The sequence below is a fragment of the Dysgonomonas mossii genome, from assembly GCF_004569505.1.
Taxonomy (GTDB): Bacteria; Bacteroidota; Bacteroidia; order Bacteroidales; family Dysgonomonadaceae; genus Dysgonomonas.
On the sequence record NZ_SPPK01000001.1, the window covers coordinates 556,068 to 576,267 of the forward strand.

Sequence of the window (20,200 nt, forward strand, 5' to 3'; positions counted from 1 at the left end):
ATCTGTTACCTTTTATTTATTGTCTATAATTTAATACTCTATAATAGATAAATTTAAGCGATCCTGATTATCTGTTCTCCAATCTGAAACATTAAATATAATACTCGTCATTTTCCCAGTTATATGGATTGTTTGTTATATAATCAGATATATTCTGGTGTGATTTTTCATCTCTGATGATATGTTCATAATAATTACGCTGCCATATTCTTTGATCGTAGGGTTCCCAACCTAATTGAGTGACCCCATGGGTATATTTGACGGTCGTTATTGATTTAAAAGCTCCCAATATTTTGCCCAGAGTAGGGGCAATCCCTTGTGGTTGCCCATTCGTCTTTCGGATACCCACAAGGGGTATCCCTACATCTGTAATTTCTATTATTCCATGAAAATGATTTGGCATAATAATATAATTATGTAATTCTATATTCGAGAAACGTTTCTTTAAATTGTTCCACTCTGTATTTATCATCCTACCGGCCTCATTCAATACGATATCAGTGTTTTGTATTTTACCAAAGCGACAAATTCTATTCTCGCAACATATCGTCACGAAATATAATCCTATCTGACTGTAATCATAATTTGCCAATCGGATACTCCTCCGTTGAGGAAGTTTAGAAGACATATATTAATTTGTTACCTTCTTTATTCTTTCCAAGGCCTCTTTCAGCATCTCTTCATTGCAGCACAAAGAGATACGTATATATCCTTCTCCTTTGTTCCCGAAAATGAATCCCGGGGTTAAGAAAACATTCGCTTCGTATAAAATTTTGTCAGCCAATTCTTCGCTGCTTTTGTATTCTGCCGGAATCTTTCCCCAAAGAAACATTCCCGATTGTTTTTTATCAAAAGTGCAACCTAACTCTTTCATAATAGCTTCTGCATATTGACGGCGATTAGCGTATAATTTGATATTGTTTTCTTTGTGCCATTCGTCCGAATTGTTAAGAGCGGCAATGGCTGCCAACTGTATAGGTTTTAGTATTCCACTCTCGATGTTGGTCAGAACCTTTAGCACCCATTGTATAAATTGTGCATTTGAAGCCAATGTCCCAATTCTCCATCCGGGCATATTGTGCGATTTACTCATCGAATTGAGTTCGATACATATATCTTTCGCTCCTTCTACTTGTAGTATGCTTAACGGCTTTTCGTTAAGAATAAGACTGTAAGGATTATCATGAGCTATGATTATGCCATGTTTCTTTCCAAAAGCAACTATTTTTTCAAATAATTCGACCGTAGCATTTGCTCCTGTAGGCATGTTAGGATAATTAATCCACATTAGCTTTACATTCGATAAGTCTAGCTTTTCCAAAGCATCGAAATCCGGTTGCCAATTGTTATTCTCATCCAAGTCGTAAGAGACAATATTTGCCCCAACAAGCTTGCTCACAGAGCTATATGTCGGATACCCCGGATTAGGTACTAATACTCCGTCTCCCGGATTGAGAAAAGCCAGAGAGATATGTAAGATCCCTTCTTTCGAGCCTATCAAAGGTTGTATCTCATTTGCAAAGTCCAGATTTACATTATAAGTTCTTTTATACCAATCAGCAAAAGCCTTACGCAACTCGGCAATACCCACATGTGGTTGATAGCCATGTACATCTTTTTTTATTACAGATTCACACAGGGCTTTTGTGGTTTCTTCGGAAGGAGGGAGATCCGGGCTTCCCACTCCGAGACTAATCACATTTTTTCCCATTGCGTTCATTTCGGCTACTTCTCTTAGTTTTTTCGAAAAGTAGTATTCACTTACTGTATTAAGGCGGTCTGCCGGTACTATTGTTCTCATATTGTTATTAGCAGTTTGCTATTGTTAAATCGTGTTTTTTTATAATTCGCTTTGTTTTCCGTTTGGATATTCTCCCAAAAGCTTTAGTTCACTCGTTAAAGGGCGAATTGCCTGTAGCGATTGCTTGTATCGGGTAAGATCAGAAAATGTGAGGTCTACATAGAACTGATATTCCCATTCTCTGCCTATTATTGGTAGAGATTGTATCTTAGTCAAGTTGATGCCGTAGAAAGAAAATACGGATAAAACTTTCGATAAGCTGCCTTCGCTATGTGGAGTTGTAAATACAATTGAAGATTTATTCAATACTTCTCCTTTTTGAAGTTCGTCTACCACCCACGGATTGGCTATAATAAGAAAGCGAGTAAAATTGTGCTTATTTGTCTCAATTCCCCTCGCTAAGATGTTTAGTCCATAAATTTCGGCCGCTTTGGTGCTGCATATCGCAGCAGTGGTCGATAGATGTTTCTCTGCTACATCTTTTGCAGCCAAAGCCGTATCTTCATGCTCTATAATCCTAACACCCGGTAGTGTATCCAGGAATTCTGTACATTGCATGAGTGCAATCGGATGCGATTCCACTTCTTTTATATCATGAATTGTTTGGCCGGGCAATGCCGCCAGACAATGAGAGATGCGTTGTTTGTATTCTCCTGCTATAGGGAGTTTATTTTCTTTTAGCAGATCGTAGTTGCCCAGAAGGCTACCAGCTATAGTGTTCTCTATGGCTATAATCCCGATCGTATTCGGTTCTTTTTTGATTGTTGTGAAAATATCACGAAAAGTAATGCATGGAACAATTTCGACTTCTTCTCCGAAAAAATTCTCTGCGGCTATCCCATGATATGCACCTAATCCTCCTTGTATCGCAACTCTTTTCATAAAATGTTATCAAAAAAAAATCCCGTCATATTTGACAGGATTCCATATATTCTTGTTGTTTTAATTCACTCCAAATTTCTCATACAAAATCCTGTTCTACTTTCTAAAGTAAAAGTAAAAAAAGAAAAAGTATGTATAAGAAAAAATATTCATTCTAACGCTTGTTGTTTTAAATGTGATTACAAAAGTAATATTTTTTTGAATATTGCAAGCATTTCATTCTTTTTTTATTCAGAAAATTGTAAAAATGAGGATTTATAGTTGTTATTACCACTTTCCGTTTACGATTGTTTCACTTTTAAGTAGTGACGGATCAACTTTTACATATTTAATTTTTTCTCTGCGCCACGTGTATACTATGTGTATCATACCGTCTTCCCCTTGTATAACCGATGGGTAGGAATATTCCTTTATTGGCGAGTCTTCGAGAATGAGTGATGCTTTCCAGGTAATCCCATCGCCAGATAGAGCGACATTCAGCGGAGTACGAGCTTTATCCTTATATGCACTCTCTGATGCTGCTACATGATTGTAGACCATTAGTTGGCGTCCGTCTTTGAGTGTTACGGCATCCGTCCCCGAGTTGTTATTGGGTAAGTAGAGAGCTATAGGATCGCTCCATGTTTCTCCTTCATCTTTCGAAAAAGCGGATATGATATGTTCGTTCTGAGAGCGACATACGATTTGCAATACATTATTGTTTAATGTTAATATACTTGGTTGAATAGTATTCCAAGGTTTGCTGTTGATCGGAGATGTTTTTCTCCAAGTTTTTCCTCTGTCTTCGGTAAATTCCATGTGAACCTGCCAACCGTCATTCTCGGTACTCGATGCGCAAATTAGTTTGTTGCCAATCAGAATCGGTTTATTCTTTATTGGGCCCAGAAATCCTTCCGGTAGCGCTTCGGGTTTTGTCCATGTTTGTCCGTCATCGTATGAGCGGATTAAGTAACCTGTCCAATCTTGCACATTCTTTCCTATTTTATAAAACAATAGCAATTCGCCATCGGGATATTGAAATAAGACTGGGTTATAGCAGGCCTTTCTCAAAGTATCGCTCACGATGCCATCCGCTACCTTCACAGGCGGAGTCCATCCTGTTGCAGTATGACGAGAAGTATATATATTGACTTCGGGGTGTCCCTCGTATTTTCCGCCAAAAAATGCCGTAATCAAACCCGACGGGGTTTCAGCAATTGTAGCTGCATGAACCGAGGGGAATTCAGCATAATCATAAATGAATTCATCCACTAGGATGCCTTCTTTCCACTTCTGATTATCTGAACTTTGGGCTAAACAAGGGATGGTGAGTATACTCATTGTTACGATGAGTATACTATAAGCTCTGAGATAGAATTTGTCCATTTATATTTCTTGAAATGTTATTTTTTTTAGATTGTTATTACAATAATATACTAGCTATCTCCGATAGTTTACTTCTTTCTCCTTTTATCAGATTGACATGTGCGAAAATATCTTGTCCTGTCATTTTATCTATCATGTAAGCCAACCCATTTGACTGAGCATCAAGATAAGGAGAGTCGATCTGTTGTAAATCTCCAGCAAAAATCATTTTCGTTCCTTCACCTGCACGGGTTATAATGGTTTTTATTTCGTGAGGTGTCAGGTTTTGAGCTTCATCGATAATACAGATCATCTCTGATAAACTTCGTCCACGGATATAAGCTAATGCTTCTATTTCCAGCTTCTTACTTGCCTGCATCGCTTCTATATTCTTGTACTCAGCACCACCGTAAGGAATGTGATTTTTTATTACAGATAAATTGTCGAAAAGAGGCTGCATATAAGGCGCTATTTTTTGTTTTTCGTCACCGGGTAAGAATCCCAATTCTTTGTTTCCTAATGCAACGATCGGGCGGGCGAGGAGTATCTGGTCAAAGTTTTCACTTTGTTTCAATGCTGAAGCTAAGGCGAGTAACGTTTTTCCTGTTCCAGCTTTTCCTGTAAGTGCTACTAATTTTATTTCGGGATCGGTCAGCACCTCCATTGCAAATGTTTGTTCCGCATTTCGAGGTTGTATGCCGTAACAAATCTGCTTGTCTATTTTCTTTATCTTTTTAGTAAACGGATTGTATCTGGAAAGCACACTTTTTTTACCATTCTTCATCACGAAACATTCATTGGCATTAACCGAAGTTTCCAGATTGAACTGATCGAGATCAACACCGTTTGGATTTGCATACAGCTCATCGATAACCGAAGACTCCATATCCTTGAATGTTTTGTGCTGTCTTTCAAATAAAAAGATATCAGGAACTTTGTCATTTATATAATCTTCTGCCAGAAGCCCGATTGCACGAGCCTTCATTCGCAGGTTTATATCTTTGGTTACCAGTATGGTTTTTGTTTTGCTGTCACGCTCCGAGATGTCAAGAACAGATGATAATATACGATGATCGGGTATTCTCTCCGGAAAGATTTCAGTTATCCTTTCTTGAGATTTTATACTTGTATCAATAAAGAGATTGCCTAAACCGTTGCCTAGAGATATTCCTTTCGTAAATAAGTTGTCGTCTGTTATTGCATCGAGCTGGCGGAGAAATTCGCGGGCATTATAGTTAATCTGATCATTCCCTTTTTTGAACTTGTCCAGTTCTTCCAAAACTACAATGGGAATATATATGTCATTTTCTTCAAAATTATCTAAGCACCTGAAATCATGTAGTATTACATTTGTATCCAATACAAAGTTTTTCTTTTTGGCTTTTCCCATAATTATTATGTTTTTTTATATAACAATAAAAATAGCTTAATTCCTTTAATATTGCTAATAAATAATATCAATGACAAACCTAAAATTTCTGAAAATGGCAGAATGTTTGTACCTTTGAAGACTATTTTATCTAGTAATCAAACAAATAAAAAATGAATATAGAGAACTTAAAAAATGATAATTTTTTCTTGCTAGCAGGACCATGTGTTATCGAAGGAGAAGAAATGGCACTTCGTATTGCAGAAAAAGTTAAAACTATAACAGATAGACTAAATATTCCCTATGTATTTAAGGGTTCCTATAAGAAAGCAAATCGATCTCGTGTAGATTCTTTCACCGGGATTGGTGATGAGAAAGCTTTAAAGATACTTCGTAAGGTAGGTGAGACCTTTGGTATTCCTACCGTAACGGATATTCACGAGACTCATGAGGCTGCAATGGCCGCAGAATATGTTGATGTTTTGCAGATTCCGGCATTTCTTTGCCGTCAGACTGACTTGCTCATCGCAGCTGCCAAGACAGGTAAAATAGTAAACATAAAGAAAGGTCAGTTTCTGGCTCCGAATGGAATGCAGTTTGCAGCGCAGAAAGTATTGGATTCGGGAAATAAGAATGTAATCCTTACCGATCGTGGTACATCTTTTGGCTATTCTGATCTTGTGGTAGACTTTCGAGGAATACCTGAAATGAAAGAATTTGGTTTTCCTGTCGTATTGGATGCAACACACTGCCTGCAAAAGCCGAATCAGGCTTCAGGTGTAACAGGCGGGCAGCCAAAATTGATAGAAACGATGTGTAAAGCAGGTATAGCTACAGGTGTGGATGGATTGTTTATAGAAACACACTTCGATACAGCAAATGCTTTGTCGGACGGAGCTAATATGCTTCCGCTAGACCAGCTTGAAGGACTGATGGAGAAATTAGTAAGAATAAAAGCTGCGCTATAGATGAAAGTTGATGTTTGTTTTTCTCCTGCTTTGTATCCTTACTATGCCGATAGCAATAACTATATTGTAGTAGTGGTTGATATATTCAGGGCTACTACAACCATGTTTGCTGCCCTGAAAAATGGAGCTAAGTGTATTATTCCGGTAGCTTCTATCGAAGAAGCCCAACAATATAAAGCTAAAGGATACTTGGTTGGTGCAGAGCGGAATGTGAAACGTTGTGATTTTGCTGACTTTGGAAACTCACCGTTTGACTATACAGAGGACAAAGTAGAGGGTAAAGAAATTGTGTTTACAACGACAAACGGAACTCAGGCAATCGAAGCCGCTGCAAATGCAGATGTTTTGACTATCGGAGCTTTTTCGAATATAAGTGCATTGACTGATTTTTGCATACAAAAGCAAAAAGACGTAATGATACTCTGTGCGGGGTGGAATAATCGTTTTAATATTGAAGATACATTATTTGGTGGAGCTTTAGCCGATAGGTTGATGGCAAAAGGATATGCGTCTGCTTCAGATGCCACTCAGGTTGCTTTATCGATGTGGCAAGAGGCTAAGTCTGATTTGAGAGGCTATATTAATCGTACCGAACATATCAAGCGGCTTGAAGCAAATAACTTGCAAGATTCTGTTGAATACTGCTTAACTGTGGATACAGTAAATCTCGTTCCGTTGTATGATAATGTAAATAACGTTTTAAAGCTTTAAGTAGTCTATGGCTGAGCATAATGATCTTGGAAAAAAAGGTGAGGAGGCAGCAGTTAATCTTCTTAAACAAAAGGGGTACAAGATCATTGAGCAAAATTGGACTTATGAGAAATACGAAATAGATATTATTGCTCGAAACGAAGAGTTTATTATTTTTGTAGAAGTAAAGACAAGAAGTAGTAATTATTGGGGACATCCGGAAGACGCAGTATCGAAACGGAAAATAAAAAGGATTGTAGAGGCAGCCGATTTCTATTTGAAGGAATTTAATATAGATTTACCGGCCCGCTTTGATGTTATTGCAGCAATTTGGACAGGACAAAAGTTCGAAATAGACCATATAGATGATGCATTTTTTGCGCCTATAAACTGATACCTCATTATTTGCGATCATCTGTATAAATTTAAGAAAATCTTATTTGAAGGACAAGATCTAATAAATCAGAAAATGAATATAGAAGAAGCGCGCGAAGCCTGTATTGCTATAAAAGGAGGGACAGAGACATTTCCTTTTGGGGAGGATGTCTTAGTTTACAAGATCATGGATAAGATGTATGCTTATATGGCGTTGGATAGTAAAGATGGAGAATTTTGGCTTAACCTCAAGTGTGATCCGGAGAAAGCTATCGAGCTGCGTGAACAGTATACGGGAATAAAACCCGGATTTCATTCTAATAAAAAATATTGGAATACAGTTGTTCTTGATAGCGATGTGCCTGATAAACTTATTAAAGAATTGATTCTTCACTCAGTAGAAGAAGTCATAAAGAAACTACCCAAAGTAAAACAAACAGAATATAATAACTTACCAAATAGTTGACGACTGTGCCTGAGATAATTTACATTAGCGAGACTAACTCGACTAATAATTATTTAAAAGAACTACTCCAGACACAGAATGTTGATGAAGGTACTGTCGTTTGGGCAGATTTTCAGTCGGCAGGGAAAGGTCAGCGAGGGAATGGCTGGGAGTCGGAAGCGGGAAAAAATATTCTTTTTAGTATTGTCTTGTTCCCTGGCTTTATAAAAGCGGGAGAGCAATTTATACTATCACAGATTGTATCTCTAGCCGTAGCAAATTGTCTGCAAGAATATACAGAGGGTATATCTATAAAATGGCCTAACGATATCTATTGGAATGAAAAGAAAATATGTGGTATCCTATTAGAAAACACTATTCTCGAAGATAATATAGGTCATTCTGTTGCGGGTATTGGCATTAATATCAATCAGGAAAATTTCAGAAGCGAAGCTCCGAATCCTGTATCTCTGAAACAGATAACTAACAGAGACTATAATCTTGAGGAAATACTAAAGACTGTTGTTGATAATATCAATGCGTACTACCAGCAAATAAAGATTGGCAAGACCGATTTTCTGATAAAACAATATAAAGAGTCTCTTTTCAGGAAAGATGGTTATCATCTATACAATGATGGAATATCGGATTTCCTTGCCCGAATACAAGATGTCGATTCTTCGGGACTCCTTATTTTAAAAACGAAAGAAGGTGAAGAAAGACATTTTGCCTTTAAAGAAGTTAAATATATCATATAAGAACACATATACTTATGAATTATTTTAAATTAAGCATTATTGCTCTCTTTCTATTTCAAACAATAAGTGCTCAACAAGCCTATAAGTACAAAAATCCAAAGCTGTCAAGCGAAGAGCGTACTGTCGATCTTATCAGTCACATGACTTTGGAGGAAAAAGTAGGTCAGTTGCTTTGTCCTCTTGGTTGGGAGATGTATGAACGCAACGGAGATCAGGTGACACACTCTAAAAAGTTTGAAGAGTATGTTCAACAGCGTCATATAGGTATGCTCTGGGCTACTTTTAGGGCAGACCCATGGACTAAAAAAACATTAGAAAACGGATTGAGTCCGAAGTTGGCTGCTAAAGCGGGTAATGCTTTACAGCGCTATATAATGGAGAATACACGCTTGGGTATTCCTATTTTCCTTGCTGAAGAGTGTCCTCATGGGCATATGGCGATTGGTACTACTGTTTTCCCCACTGCAATAGGACAAGCGGCAACATGGAACCCTAGTCTTATCCAACAAATGAGTGCGGTAATATCCAAAGAAGCACGTTCTCAGGGTTCGCATATCGGATATGGTCCCGTCTTAGATTTGGCAAGGGAAGCCAGATGGTCTCGTGTGGAAGAAACGTATGGAGAAGATCCTGTACTGATCTCTAAAATGGGAGAAGCCTTTGTGACAGGTTTTGGTAGTGGAGATTTGAGTAAACCATACAGTTTGATTTCTACTTTAAAGCATTTTGTTGCTTATGGAATCCCCGATGGTGGACATAATGGTAATAGCAATAGTGTGGGAATGCGCGACTTGAAGGAAAACTATTTACCTCCATTCGAAAAAGCTGTTAAAGCAGGGGCTTTGTCTGTGATGACTGCTTACAACTCTGTAGATGGTATTCCTTGTACATCGAACGAATATTTGCTAAAGGATGTACTATGCAAAGATTGGGGTTTTAAAGGCTTTACTGTGTCTGATTTGGGTAGTATCGAAGGATTGAGAGGAAGTCACTATGTTGTATCAACAATACAGGAAGCTGCTATATTATCCTTAACGTCAGGACTTGATTGCGACTTGGGTGGTAATGCTTTCTTTACATTGTCTGACGCTGTAAAAAAAGGCATGGTTAGTGAAACTCAGATTGACTCGGCTGTATATAAAATACTTAAATTGAAATTCGATATGGGACTTTTCGAAAATCCATATGTCGATGAAAACAATGCACAACAGGTTGTTAGAACACAAGAAAACAAGGCATTGGCAAGACAAGTAGCAAGAGAGTCGATTGTATTACTCGAAAACAAAAATAATGTCTTACCTCTTAATAAGAGTAGAATAAAGAAAATTGCTGTGATAGGTCCTAATGCTGATAATGTATACAATCAGTTAGGCGATTATACTGCACCACAGGATGATAGCAATGTTAAGACTGTTTTGGATGGTATCAGATCTAAGCTTAAACAGTCGCAAATAGAATATGTAAAAGGCTGTGCTATCAGAGATACCCTAAACACTGATATCGATAAGGCTGTACAAGCCGCCCTGAGATCAGATGTGGCTGTCGTTGTGGTTGGAGGTTCCAGTGCACGTGATTTTAAAACAAAATATATAGAAACAGGTGCTGCTGTTGCTGATGAGCATAGCATAAGCGATATGGAGAGCGGCGAAGGCTTTGATAGAGTTAGTTTAGATCTTATGGGAAAACAATTAGAGCTATTGAAGGCTATAAAAGCCACCGGCAAACCTTTTGTCGTGGTGTATATTCAAGGTCGTCCGCTGAATATGAACTGGGCAGCAGAGAATGCAGATGCACTACTGTCAGCTTGGTATCCGGGGCAAGAAGGCGGCAATGCGATAGCTGATGTTCTGTTTGGTGAATATAACCCTGCGGGACGTCTACCAATGTCTGTAGCTAAATCGGTAGGACAATTACCTGTATATTATAATCACAGGAACCCGGCAAGTCACGATTATGTGGAGATGACTAGTAAGCCATTGTATAGTTTCGGCTATGGACTTAGCTTTACCAGCTTCGAATACAGTAATTTGAAGATTAATAAGAGCAATTCAGGAGTTGAGGTTACTGTAGAACTTCGAAATTCCGGAAATCTTGATGGAGACGAAGTTGTTCAGTTATACCTGAGAAATAATAGGGCTTCTGTTGTGCAGCCTATTATGCAGTTGAAAACCTTTGAAAGAGTCAATTTGAAGAAAGGTGAGACCAAAACGATTAAGCTTCTACTGACAAAGGACGACTTTTCTATTATAGATAAGAAAATGAATAGAGTTGTTGAGCCGAACGGAGACTTTACTTTTATGGTAGGTAGTTCTTCTGATAATATTAAATTACAAGAGAAAATATCATTATAAAGATAAGTTTGTAAGAGATAAAGCATAGCAAATCAAATTTGATGAAGACTGTAGTATATTGCTACAGTCTTTTTTATTTATATATTTTATACATTAAAAATTTCAAATATGCAATATAATGTATATTTTTGCATCTTGTTTGTATATTTATACATGTATGACTAAAAGATTCAGACACAAAATAATAAAAGAAGTGCTTCAGACTAATGATATAAATAGTCAGGATATGCTTCTTAAGATACTTACAGAAAAAGGCTTTGAGCTTACTCAGGCTACGCTGTCGCGCGATATCAAAGAATTGAAAATCGTTAAAGCGCCGACATCGAAAGGGACATATACATATCAGTTGTCAGAAGCGAAGGTTACGACTCCGGAAGAATCTCCGCTTTCATCCTTTGGTTTTGTCGGGATAGAATTCTCAGGACAACTGGCTATAATCAAAACCCGCCCCGGATATGCAATGGCGATAGCAGGTGAAATAGACAATAAGGCTTCAAAGTACATTTTGGGTACAGTGGCCGGTGATGATACAATACTGATTATACCAAAAGAAAATGTGAGCAGAGAGGAAGTGATAGCTTCACTATCTACCTTTATTCCAAACATTGAATAGATCAACTAAAATGAACAATATAGAAGAACTTGTGTTAGACAAAAAAATGGAGGCGCAACAACAACTCACCATACAAATAGCCGGAGAAGAGCATCTTGGCTATGTGCAAACAATATTAGATACTATAGAAGCTGCTGCAAAAGTTCGTGGTACAGGGATTGCAAAACGTTCACCTGAATATTTGGAACTTAAAATAAAAGAAGGCAAAGCAATTATAGCCCTTATCGGGGAAGAGTTTGCTGGTTTTTGCTATATCGAATCGTGGGGAAACAAGCAATATGTTGCTAACTCGGGACTTATTGTTGTTGAGAAATTCAGACAACATGGCTTAGCGAAAAAAATCAAGCAACATGCTTTTTCGCTGGCCAGAGCGATGTTTCCTGATGCAAAGGTATTTGGTTTGACCTCGGGAGCAGCAGTAATGAAAATAAATACCGAACTTGGTTATGTGCCTGTGTCATTTGCTCAGCTGACGGATGATGATGCTTTCTGGCGTGGTTGTCAAGGTTGTGTAAATTACGATGTGCTTACTCGTACCGAGCGTAAATACTGTATTTGTACAGCGATGCTTTTCGATCCGGAGAAGCAGAAAGACAAGAAAGAAATAAAAACAATCATAAAAGACCTAAAAAAGCAATTGAAGAAATGAAAAAGAAAGTCGTTTTAGCATTCAGTGGGGGATTAGATACATCGTTTTGCGCTAAATATTTATCTGCTGATCTTGGATATGAGGTATATACAGCAATTGCAAACACGGGTGGATTTACTGCTGACGAACTTAAGGTTATAGAGCAAAAGGCTTATAAACTAGGTGCTGCAAAACATGTTAGTCTTGATATAACACAAGAGTATTATGAGAAGAGCATCAAATATATGATCTTTGGCAATGTGTTGCGTAATGGTACATACCCTATATCTGTTAGTTCGGAGCGTATTTTTCAGGCAATTGCTATTATTAACTATGCAAAAGAAATAGGTGCTGACGCTGTCGCTCATGGAAGTACTGGTGCCGGTAATGATCAGGTTCGTTTCGACTTGACTTTTGATGTGCTTGCACCCGGTATCGAAATAATTACTCCAACACGCGACTTGCTGCTCACTCGTGAATATGAAATCAATTATTTGAAAGAGCATGGGTATGAAGCAGACTTCACAAAAATGGAGTATTCTATCAACAAAGGACTTTGGGGTACAAGTATCGGTGGAAAAGAAACATTGAAATCGAATCAAACTCTTCCAGAGGAAGCATACCCTTCTCAATTGAAAAAACAAGACTCGGAAATGCTGACTATTGACTTTGAAGAAGGTGAAATAGCTGCTGTTAACGGTGAAAAATATACTGATAAAGTAAAGGCGATACAGAAAATTGAAGAAATTGCTTCCGCTTATGCTATAGGTCGCGATATGCATATAGGTGATACTATTATAGGTATTAAGGGACGTGTGGGTTTTGAAGCCGCTGCACCTATTGTTATAATCAATGCTCATAAAATGCTGGAAAAACATACGCTAACCAAGTGGCAACAATATTGGAAAGATCAGGTAGGTAATTGGTATGGAATGTTTTTACATGAAGCGCAATACCTAGAGCCTGTGATGCGTGATATAGAAGCTATGCTCGAAAGTTCGCAGCGCAATGTCTCAGGTCGTGTTATCATAGAACTGAAACCTTATCATTATACGCTTGTAGGAGTAGAAAGTGATTTCGACTTGATGAAAGCAGACTTTGGTGAATATGGCGAAATGAACAAAGCTTGGACTTCCGACGATGCCAAAGGATTTACCAAGATATATGCTATGACAAATAAGATATATCATAGTGTGCAGAAGAAAAACGGAAAATAATATTTAAGATCAACCACACCGTTCACTCTGTGGTAAATATAAAAATAAATGATAAAAGCAGGAATAATAGGTGGAGCAGGCTATACTGCCGGAGAACTGATAAGGATATTACTCAATCATCCACAGGTAGAACTTGTATTCGTAAATAGTACAAGTAATGCAGGGAATAAGCTGACAGATGTACATGGAGGCCTCTTGGGAGAAACAGATATGAGTTTCACCGATCAATTACCCTATGACAAGATTGATGTTTTATTCTTCTGTACAGCACATGGTGATACTAAGAAGTTCTTGGATGCGAATGATATCCCCGATCACCTGAAAATAATTGACCTTTCTACAGATTATCGACATAAAGCAGTAGGAAATAATTTTATTTATGGTCTTCCTGAGTTGAATAAAGAAGAAATCAAGCGGTCTTCCTATGTGGCTAATCCGGGATGTTTTGCAACAGCTATACAGCTAGGATTGTTACCTTTAGCAAAAGCAAATCAGCTGACTTCTGAGATTCATGTGAATGCTATCACAGGATCTACCGGGGCAGGGGTAAAGCCTTCTGCTACATCTCATTTCAGTTGGCGTGAAAACAATATATCAGTTTATAAAGCTTTCGAACATCAGCATCTGACGGAAATCAAACAGTCGCTAAATCAATTACAGGTAAATTTTAATGGAGATATTAATTTTATCCCTATGCGTGGAAACTTCACAAGAGGTATTTTTGTCTCTACCTATCTCAATTACGACGGTACAATAGAGGATGCGGAGAAATTGTATAAAGATTATTACAAGGATAGCCCGTTTACGATTATATCGGATAAGAATATCGATTTAAAACAGGTTGTAAACACAAACAAGTGTGTTTTACATCTTGAGAAACATGGTAATAAACTGCTTATTCTTTCATGTATCGACAATTTAGTAAAAGGAGCTTCGGGTCAGGCAGTGCATAATATGAATCTGATTTTTGGTTTGGAAGAAACTATAGGGTTGAATTTGAAAGCATCTGCTTTTTAGTTAAGATTATTTTTCTTGTCAAGCTTAGTTTTTAACGAAGCATATCCTATTATAACTAAAAAGAGATTCTTTTGAATAATATCTTTATCTTTACTTAAAAGAAAGAGTTATGAACATAACCTATATAACAAACTTTCCATCCATAGACATAAAGCATTGGTCGGGCACTGTGCATTTTATGGCAACAAATCTGGCTAAACACTCCAACGTGGATTATATAACAGGTTTGCGAGAAGATTGGACATTCTCGCTGAAGGTAAAGAATAAGTTATATGGGCGAAACAAAATATATCGTGCAGACCGGTCACCCGAATTCGGAAAAAGTTATGCAAAACAGATATCAGCACATCTGAATCCGGCTACAGATATATTATTTTCTCACAGTTCAACTCTTATGTCTTATCTGAAAACAAATAAGCATAAGGTTATATATACTGATGCTACATTTGCTTCGATGATAAATTACTATGACTATTTTTCAAATCTTAGTCAGCAGTATATTAAAGAAGGAAATCAGATGGAGCAATTATCATTAGACTCAAGTAGTTTGGCTATTTATAGTTCTCAGTGGGCTGCAGATAGTGCAATCAAAGATTATAATGCGGATAGGGATAAAGTAAGGATTGTACCTTTTGGTGCAAATATTACTACTCAGAAAATATCTTTAGAGGAGATAAAAGATATACTTAAAAAAAGAAGTACAGATGTTTGTAAGATTCTTTTCCTAGGTGTTGACTGGTTTCGTAAAGGTGGTGATATTGCCATCGATGCTGTTCGGTATTTGAATGAAGAACTACGTCAACCAGCCGAATTACATATTGTAGGTATCGATGATTTGCCGGTAGAGAACTTACCACCTTATATAATCAATCATGGGCGTATAAGTAAAGCCACTCCCGAAGGTATGAAAAAGGTAGAAGATTTGATTTTGCAAAGCCATTTTCTTTTTATTCCCTCACGGGCAGACTGTACACCGATTGTTTTTTCTGAAGCTATGTCGTATGCTGTTCCGTGTGTATCGACTGCAACAGGAGGAATTCCTTCTATCGTGAATGATACGAATGGGATAATTCTAAGCCCCCAAGTAGAACCTAAAGAGTATGCGCAACAGATATATAAAACATTCGAGGATAAAAGCTATTATAATGAGTTGGCCCTGTCGGCTTACCATGACTTCGAATCCCGATTGAATTGGGATACGGCAATGAAGACCATTGTAGGTTATATGAAAGAATTGTAAGGATTATAAGGATTATATTCCGCTTATAAGATTATCTATTATAGACGTTTTTTAAGGATAAAGTAACAATAAAGAGCATACTGATAAGTGTTACTTTTACGTACGTTTCGCTCCTGTGACCGTTGGTTGCCACCTTTTAATAGAAAGTCAGAGTTCTTAAACTAAAAAACTATAAGGTTTATGGAAAAAGGTTCTACAGTATATCTATTTTGTATAGAACCGATAAAACCTTATAATCATGAAATATATGAAATTTGAAGTAGATAGTCAGACGAAGAAGGACCTTGAAATCTTTGAAACAGTCAAAGAAGGATTGTCTGTTGTTGGTTTATTTAATCATACACAGTGCATTGGAGGTAAGAAAAAGTTATACGAGTATCTTGCAAATCCTTTGGCTGACTATAAGCAGATCACGGAAAGAAAGGAGACGATTTCCTTTTTTCATAAACATTTCCCGAATGGTCTGAATCTTGATAAGGATGCTTTGGATTTTACTGAATACTATCTACGGCAGCCCGATTATCCTACACGGATGCCTTCTTGGTTTACGGCTATAGAGAAAATGATTGCGGACAAGATAAGTACAAGCAGTAATGAATATTATCTTGCTGAAAAAGGTGTTACTTCGACTGTAGACCTCCTAAAGAATATATATGAATTTTCCATTATCTTGGCTGACAAACTTAAAGAGGATGATGCTCCTGTATTCTTAGTGAAGAATAACGATATTGTTCTGGAGCTTTTCCAAAAAGAGGCATACAAAGAGATAAAGGATATGAAAAAATACAAGTCTTATGATATAATGAGGCTCGATTATATGTTTCGCTATACGGATAAGAAACATATACATTTCTTTCTAGACCTTGTACATGAATATGATGCCTTGTTTGCGGTGGCAAAAGCGGCTGCTAAATATCATTTACAATACCCAGATATATTACCTCAAACAGAGACTGTACTTGATTTGGAAGGATTATTCCATCCTTTTGTAGAAAATGCTATCTCGAATGATGTGCATTTTGACAACCAGTCGAATCTATTATTCATATCGGGACCTAATATGGCGGGTAAGTCAACATTCCTAAAAGCGCTGGGTGTGGCTGTATACTTGGCACACGCAGGTTTTCCTGTTCCTGCCGGTAAAATGAAAATAGGTATTTTGTCTGGATTGAGTACAACTATAAATATTTCGGATAATCTGAGTACAGGTTATAGCCATTTCTATGCAGAGGTAATGAGGATCAAGGATGTTGCTCATAGGCTGGAAGCAAATAACAGAATATTGGTTCTATTCGACGAGCTGTTCAGAGGAACAAATGTGAAAGATGCTTACGATGGAACAGTAGCGGTTGTTTCTGCCTTTGCTAAAATTAGAACCTCGTTTTTTGTTATATCAACCCATATTGTAGAAGCGGCGAGAGAGTTGGAATCAAAACCTAATATTCAGTTCAGTTACTTTGATATAAAGGAAGAAGACGGGCATCCGGTTTATACCTATAAATTGAAAGAGGGGGTCTCGGATGTAAGACTTGGGATGTATATAATAAATAAAGAGGGTGTGATAGATTTGATAAATAATATAACTAATTAATATATACAAAATGAAATTATTTGATGTGTTCCCACTGTTTGATATTAACATAGTGAAAGGTAATGGATGCTATGTATATGATGACAAGGGAAATGAATACTTGGATTTGTATGGCGGGCATGCTGTGATATCCGTAGGACATACTCATCCGTACTATGTAGAAAAGCTAACAGATCAATTGAATAAGCTTGGGTTTTATTCAAACTCTGTTATAAACAAATTACAACAGGAGGTTGCTCAAAAACTTGGAGAACAATGTGGCTATCCCGATTATTTTTTATTTCTGATAAATTCGGGTGCAGAAGCAAATGAAAATGCGATAAAGTTGGCTTCCTTCCATAATGGACGAAAAAAGGTGTTAGCCTTTGCCAAAGCGTTTCATGGGCGTACATCAGCTACAGTTGCGGCTACGGATATTCCGGCATATTCAGCTCCTGTGAATATGAATCCGAACTATGTGTTTGCTCCATTCAATGATATTGAATTTATAAAGAAAGAGCTTGCAACTAAAGAGTATTCATCTGTTTTGATTGAAGGTATTCAGGGTGTGGCAGGAATACAAGTGCCTGAGGACAGCTTTTTAAAGCAGCTTCGTGATATTTGTACCGAGACAGGAACTATCCTTATCTTGGACGAAATACAATCGGGATATGGGCGTAGTGGTAAGTTTTTCGCTCACCAGTATGCAGATATACAAGCTGATATTATAACTGTAGCTAAAGGTATCGGTAATGGTTTCCCTATGGCAGGCGTGCTCATCAATCCGATGTTTAAGGCTGTATATGGTCAGCTTGGTACTACTTTTGGTGGAAATCATTTGGCTTGTGCTGCTGCTATTGCAGTATTGGATATTATGAAAGAAGAGAAGCTGGTCGAGAATGCTTACAATGTTGGTGAATACCTGATGCAAGAGTTGAAAAAGATCCCTCAGATAAAAGAAGTTCGTGGACGAGGATTGATGATTGGGATGGAATTTAACGAACCTATTAAAGAGAAACGATCGAAGCTTCTTTTCGAAGAGAAAGTCTTTACAGGAGCTACAGGAACTCATGTGTTCCGCTTATTGCCTCCTCTTTGTTTGACTATTGATCAGGCAAATATATTCCTCGAAAGATTTAAGAAAGTAATATAATGAAAAGTGGCGAAAGCCACTTTCTTTCTTTTATTGAGGAGGAGATAAGTAAATAAAAGGAGATATGGGTATATTCCGTAGGATAAAGAATATGACTAATACGGTGATAAAGATATATCCCAGCTTGCCCGAAAAGTTAAAGTATTTCAGATAGTTCTTGTTCTTTAATATGTAAACCTGAGCTAAGAGGAAATATATATATAGCAAGAAGGGGAGTATAATTATTAATAGAGCATTATACCGTAATGCTTGCAATATATTTCCGTGTAGCAGATGGTAAAAAGATCGTTGACCGCCACATCCGGGGCACTGAAGTCCTGTTAGCTCGTGAAAACTACACTGTTTACTCCATATATTCCCGGTTGTTGCATAATAATTGTAATAGACAAATGCTATGATTAAAGGAATAGTTATAATAATGATATATCCTATATATTTTCTCATATAAAAAAAGAAAGGTAATTGCTACGATTACCTTTCCAAATATATTAATTATTTAGTATTTATTTATTCAGCATATTTTAGAACCTCTTTGTATTGTTCAAGTACAGCATCCATTCCGCCTGTGATAAACATAATAATACCATAGATTAAATTGAGAGCGAATAATCCGATGGCAATCAAAGCAAAAATCTTAGCCTTTTGTGCATTTCCCTGTGCTGCCTCATATTCTCCGGCATTATATTTTGAATCTACTTGTGTAGAAAATACGATTGCAATAACACCTAATATCAGTCCTATACAGCATGGAGAGCATAGTCCTAGTACTGTACCTACAATTGATAATACCAAGTTATTATCCGGTTTAACGGGTTTAGCAAAATCATCTAAATTATTAGCCTGATAGGGAGAAGATTGGTAATCTTGATTTTCTGTATTAAATTCTGACATAACTATCTGATTTTTAAGATTAATAATTTTTATCAAAAATAAATATAATTTCTACATATTAAAAGAAAATAGTAATTATTATCTTCACTAAAAATAATATTATCGTGTTAACTTTAATATCTGTATGAAAAAGAAACTCATCATATATTCTTCCCTTGGTGCGATATTGATTATAGCTCTTGTTATAACCGGCTTATACTTTGCTTATACCAAAGGATATATACGAATGAACTACCCTTCTTTTGAAGAGTATCCGGTACAAGGCATAGATGTTTCTCATCATCAACAAACAATTGATTGGGGAAAATTAGACAAGCAATCCGTTCAATTTGCTTTTATAAAAGCTACAGAAGGAGGTAATCATAAAGATTCTCTTTTTCAGGAAAACTGGAGACTAGCCATTCATCATAATGTACCGGTAGGTGCTTATCATTTTTTTACATTTTGTAAAGATGGGGATGCACAGGCCAGAAATTATATTCATTATGTACCTAAAGATAGTATAGACCTTCCGCCCATTATCGACTTGGAGTATGGCGGAAATTGTCAGCAGGAAAATCGTAAAGAAGATATTATCGCAGAAATTGCGAAGTTTATAGAGATTCTGGAAAATCATTATCAACGGAAGGTGCTTATCTACACTACAAATGAGTTCTATAAGAACTACATGATCGGACAGTTCGTTGATAATCCCATTTGGATAAGAGATATAGTTTCTAAGCCAAAGCTGCCTGATGGGCGTAAATGGTTATTTTGGCAATATACGAATAAAGGGAAAATAGAAGGCATAAAAACGGATGTTGACCTGAACGCATTTGCCGGAACTAGAGAGGAATTTGATCAACTGATAAAGAAAGATTGATAATAAGGCTATAAAATAAAAATGGG

At 37.0% G+C, this 20,200-nt stretch carries 21 protein-coding genes; 14 read left to right on the forward strand and 7 right to left on the reverse strand.

Annotated elements, in window-relative coordinates; all coding sequences use genetic code 11:
* Positions 1 to 91: 91 nt before the first annotated feature.
* The 5 genes from E4T88_RS02525 to E4T88_RS02545 form a co-directional block, all read right to left on the reverse strand.
* A complete protein-coding gene (locus tag E4T88_RS02525) occupies positions 92 to 628 on the reverse strand; it encodes a transposase (RefSeq protein ID WP_135103899.1) in 537 nt (178 codons plus the stop codon).
* A gap of 3 nt (positions 629 to 631) precedes the next feature.
* The gene (locus E4T88_RS02530; protein ID WP_135103900.1) at positions 632 to 1,801 is read right to left on the reverse strand and encodes a pyridoxal phosphate-dependent aminotransferase; all 1,170 of its coding nucleotides are present in this window, start codon (positions 1,799 to 1,801) and stop codon (positions 632 to 634) included.
* 39 nt (positions 1,802 to 1,840) lie between these two features.
* Positions 1,841 to 2,683, reverse strand: a complete 843-nt coding sequence (locus E4T88_RS02535) for a prephenate dehydratase (protein ID WP_135103901.1) — start codon at positions 2,681 to 2,683, stop codon at positions 1,841 to 1,843.
* Between the two features lie 267 nt (positions 2,684 to 2,950).
* A complete protein-coding gene (locus E4T88_RS02540; protein ID WP_135103902.1) occupies positions 2,951 to 4,048 on the reverse strand; it encodes a sialidase family protein in 1,098 nt (365 codons plus the stop codon).
* Positions 4,049 to 4,085: 37 nt separating this feature from the next.
* Positions 4,086 to 5,417, reverse strand: a complete 1,332-nt coding sequence (locus E4T88_RS02545) for a PhoH family protein (RefSeq protein ID WP_135103903.1) — start codon at positions 5,415 to 5,417, stop codon at positions 4,086 to 4,088.
* A gap of 152 nt (positions 5,418 to 5,569) precedes the next feature.
* On the opposite strand from E4T88_RS02545, the gene kdsA reads away from it, so the two are divergent.
* The 13 genes from kdsA (at position 5,570) to E4T88_RS02610 (ending at position 18,421) form a co-directional block, all read left to right on the forward strand.
* Entirely contained in the window at positions 5,570 to 6,364 is a 795-nt protein-coding gene (gene kdsA, locus E4T88_RS02550; protein ID WP_135103904.1) for a 3-deoxy-8-phosphooctulonate synthase, read from the forward strand.
* Positions 6,365 to 7,075 carry a 2-phosphosulfolactate phosphatase gene (locus E4T88_RS02555; RefSeq protein ID WP_135103905.1) on the forward strand — a complete coding sequence of 237 codons (711 nt, stop codon included), beginning with the start codon at positions 6,365 to 6,367 and terminating at the stop codon, positions 7,073 to 7,075.
* Positions 7,076 to 7,082: 7 nt separating this feature from the next.
* A complete protein-coding gene (locus E4T88_RS02560; protein ID WP_135103906.1) occupies positions 7,083 to 7,448 on the forward strand; it encodes a YraN family protein in 366 nt (121 codons plus the stop codon).
* Between the two features lie 75 nt (positions 7,449 to 7,523).
* Positions 7,524 to 7,895 (forward strand): MmcQ/YjbR family DNA-binding protein, encoded by a 372-nt coding sequence (locus E4T88_RS02565; RefSeq protein WP_135103907.1) that lies wholly within the window; start codon positions 7,524 to 7,526, stop codon positions 7,893 to 7,895.
* Complete coding sequence (locus tag E4T88_RS02570) at positions 7,892 to 8,632, forward strand: biotin--[acetyl-CoA-carboxylase] ligase (RefSeq protein WP_135103908.1); 741 nt, start codon at positions 7,892 to 7,894, stop codon at positions 8,630 to 8,632. Before E4T88_RS02565 ends, E4T88_RS02570 begins: the two co-directional genes overlap by 4 nt.
* Before the next feature lie 14 nt (positions 8,633 to 8,646).
* Positions 8,647 to 10,983 carry a glycoside hydrolase family 3 N-terminal domain-containing protein gene (locus tag E4T88_RS02575; RefSeq protein ID WP_135103909.1) on the forward strand — a complete coding sequence of 779 codons (2,337 nt, stop codon included), beginning with the start codon at positions 8,647 to 8,649 and terminating at the stop codon, positions 10,981 to 10,983.
* Between the two features lie 157 nt (positions 10,984 to 11,140).
* Positions 11,141 to 11,596, forward strand: coding sequence for an arginine repressor (locus E4T88_RS02580; RefSeq protein WP_228093684.1), 456 nt, complete (start codon positions 11,141 to 11,143; stop codon positions 11,594 to 11,596).
* A 46-nt stretch (positions 11,597 to 11,642) separates the two neighbouring features.
* A complete protein-coding gene (locus tag E4T88_RS02585; protein WP_221411791.1) occupies positions 11,643 to 12,245 on the forward strand; it encodes a GNAT family N-acetyltransferase in 603 nt (200 codons plus the stop codon).
* Positions 12,242 to 13,441, forward strand: coding sequence for an argininosuccinate synthase (locus E4T88_RS02590; protein WP_135103912.1), 1,200 nt, complete (start codon positions 12,242 to 12,244; stop codon positions 13,439 to 13,441). Before E4T88_RS02585 ends, E4T88_RS02590 begins: the two co-directional genes overlap by 4 nt.
* A gap of 48 nt (positions 13,442 to 13,489) precedes the next feature.
* The gene (argC, locus tag E4T88_RS02595; protein ID WP_135103913.1) at positions 13,490 to 14,458 is read left to right on the forward strand and encodes an N-acetyl-gamma-glutamyl-phosphate reductase; all 969 of its coding nucleotides are present in this window, start codon (positions 13,490 to 13,492) and stop codon (positions 14,456 to 14,458) included.
* A 109-nt stretch (positions 14,459 to 14,567) separates the two neighbouring features.
* Positions 14,568 to 15,698, forward strand: coding sequence for a glycosyltransferase family 4 protein (locus tag E4T88_RS02600; protein WP_135103914.1), 1,131 nt, complete (start codon positions 14,568 to 14,570; stop codon positions 15,696 to 15,698).
* A 238-nt stretch (positions 15,699 to 15,936) separates the two neighbouring features.
* On the forward strand, positions 15,937 to 17,289 hold the full coding sequence (locus E4T88_RS02605; RefSeq protein WP_135103915.1) for a MutS-related protein: 1,353 nt from the start codon (positions 15,937 to 15,939) through the stop codon (positions 17,287 to 17,289).
* Positions 17,290 to 17,299: 10 nt separating this feature from the next.
* Positions 17,300 to 18,421 (forward strand): aspartate aminotransferase family protein, encoded by a 1,122-nt coding sequence (locus tag E4T88_RS02610; RefSeq protein WP_135103916.1) that lies wholly within the window; start codon positions 17,300 to 17,302, stop codon positions 18,419 to 18,421.
* A gap of 30 nt (positions 18,422 to 18,451) precedes the next feature.
* Here the strand turns inward: E4T88_RS02610 and E4T88_RS02615 are convergent, their stop codons facing one another.
* Both E4T88_RS02615 and E4T88_RS02620 read right to left on the reverse strand, forming a co-directional pair.
* Complete coding sequence (locus tag E4T88_RS02615; RefSeq protein WP_135103917.1) at positions 18,452 to 18,865, reverse strand: DUF2752 domain-containing protein; 414 nt, start codon at positions 18,863 to 18,865, stop codon at positions 18,452 to 18,454.
* 63 nt (positions 18,866 to 18,928) lie between these two features.
* Positions 18,929 to 19,312 (reverse strand): CD225/dispanin family protein, encoded by a 384-nt coding sequence (locus tag E4T88_RS02620; RefSeq protein ID WP_135103918.1) that lies wholly within the window; start codon positions 19,310 to 19,312, stop codon positions 18,929 to 18,931.
* A gap of 124 nt (positions 19,313 to 19,436) precedes the next feature.
* On the opposite strand from E4T88_RS02620, the gene E4T88_RS02625 reads away from it, so the two are divergent.
* Positions 19,437 to 20,174, forward strand: a complete 738-nt coding sequence (locus E4T88_RS02625; RefSeq protein WP_135103919.1) for a glycoside hydrolase family 25 protein — start codon at positions 19,437 to 19,439, stop codon at positions 20,172 to 20,174.
* The last annotated feature ends 26 nt before the right edge of the window (positions 20,175 to 20,200 follow it).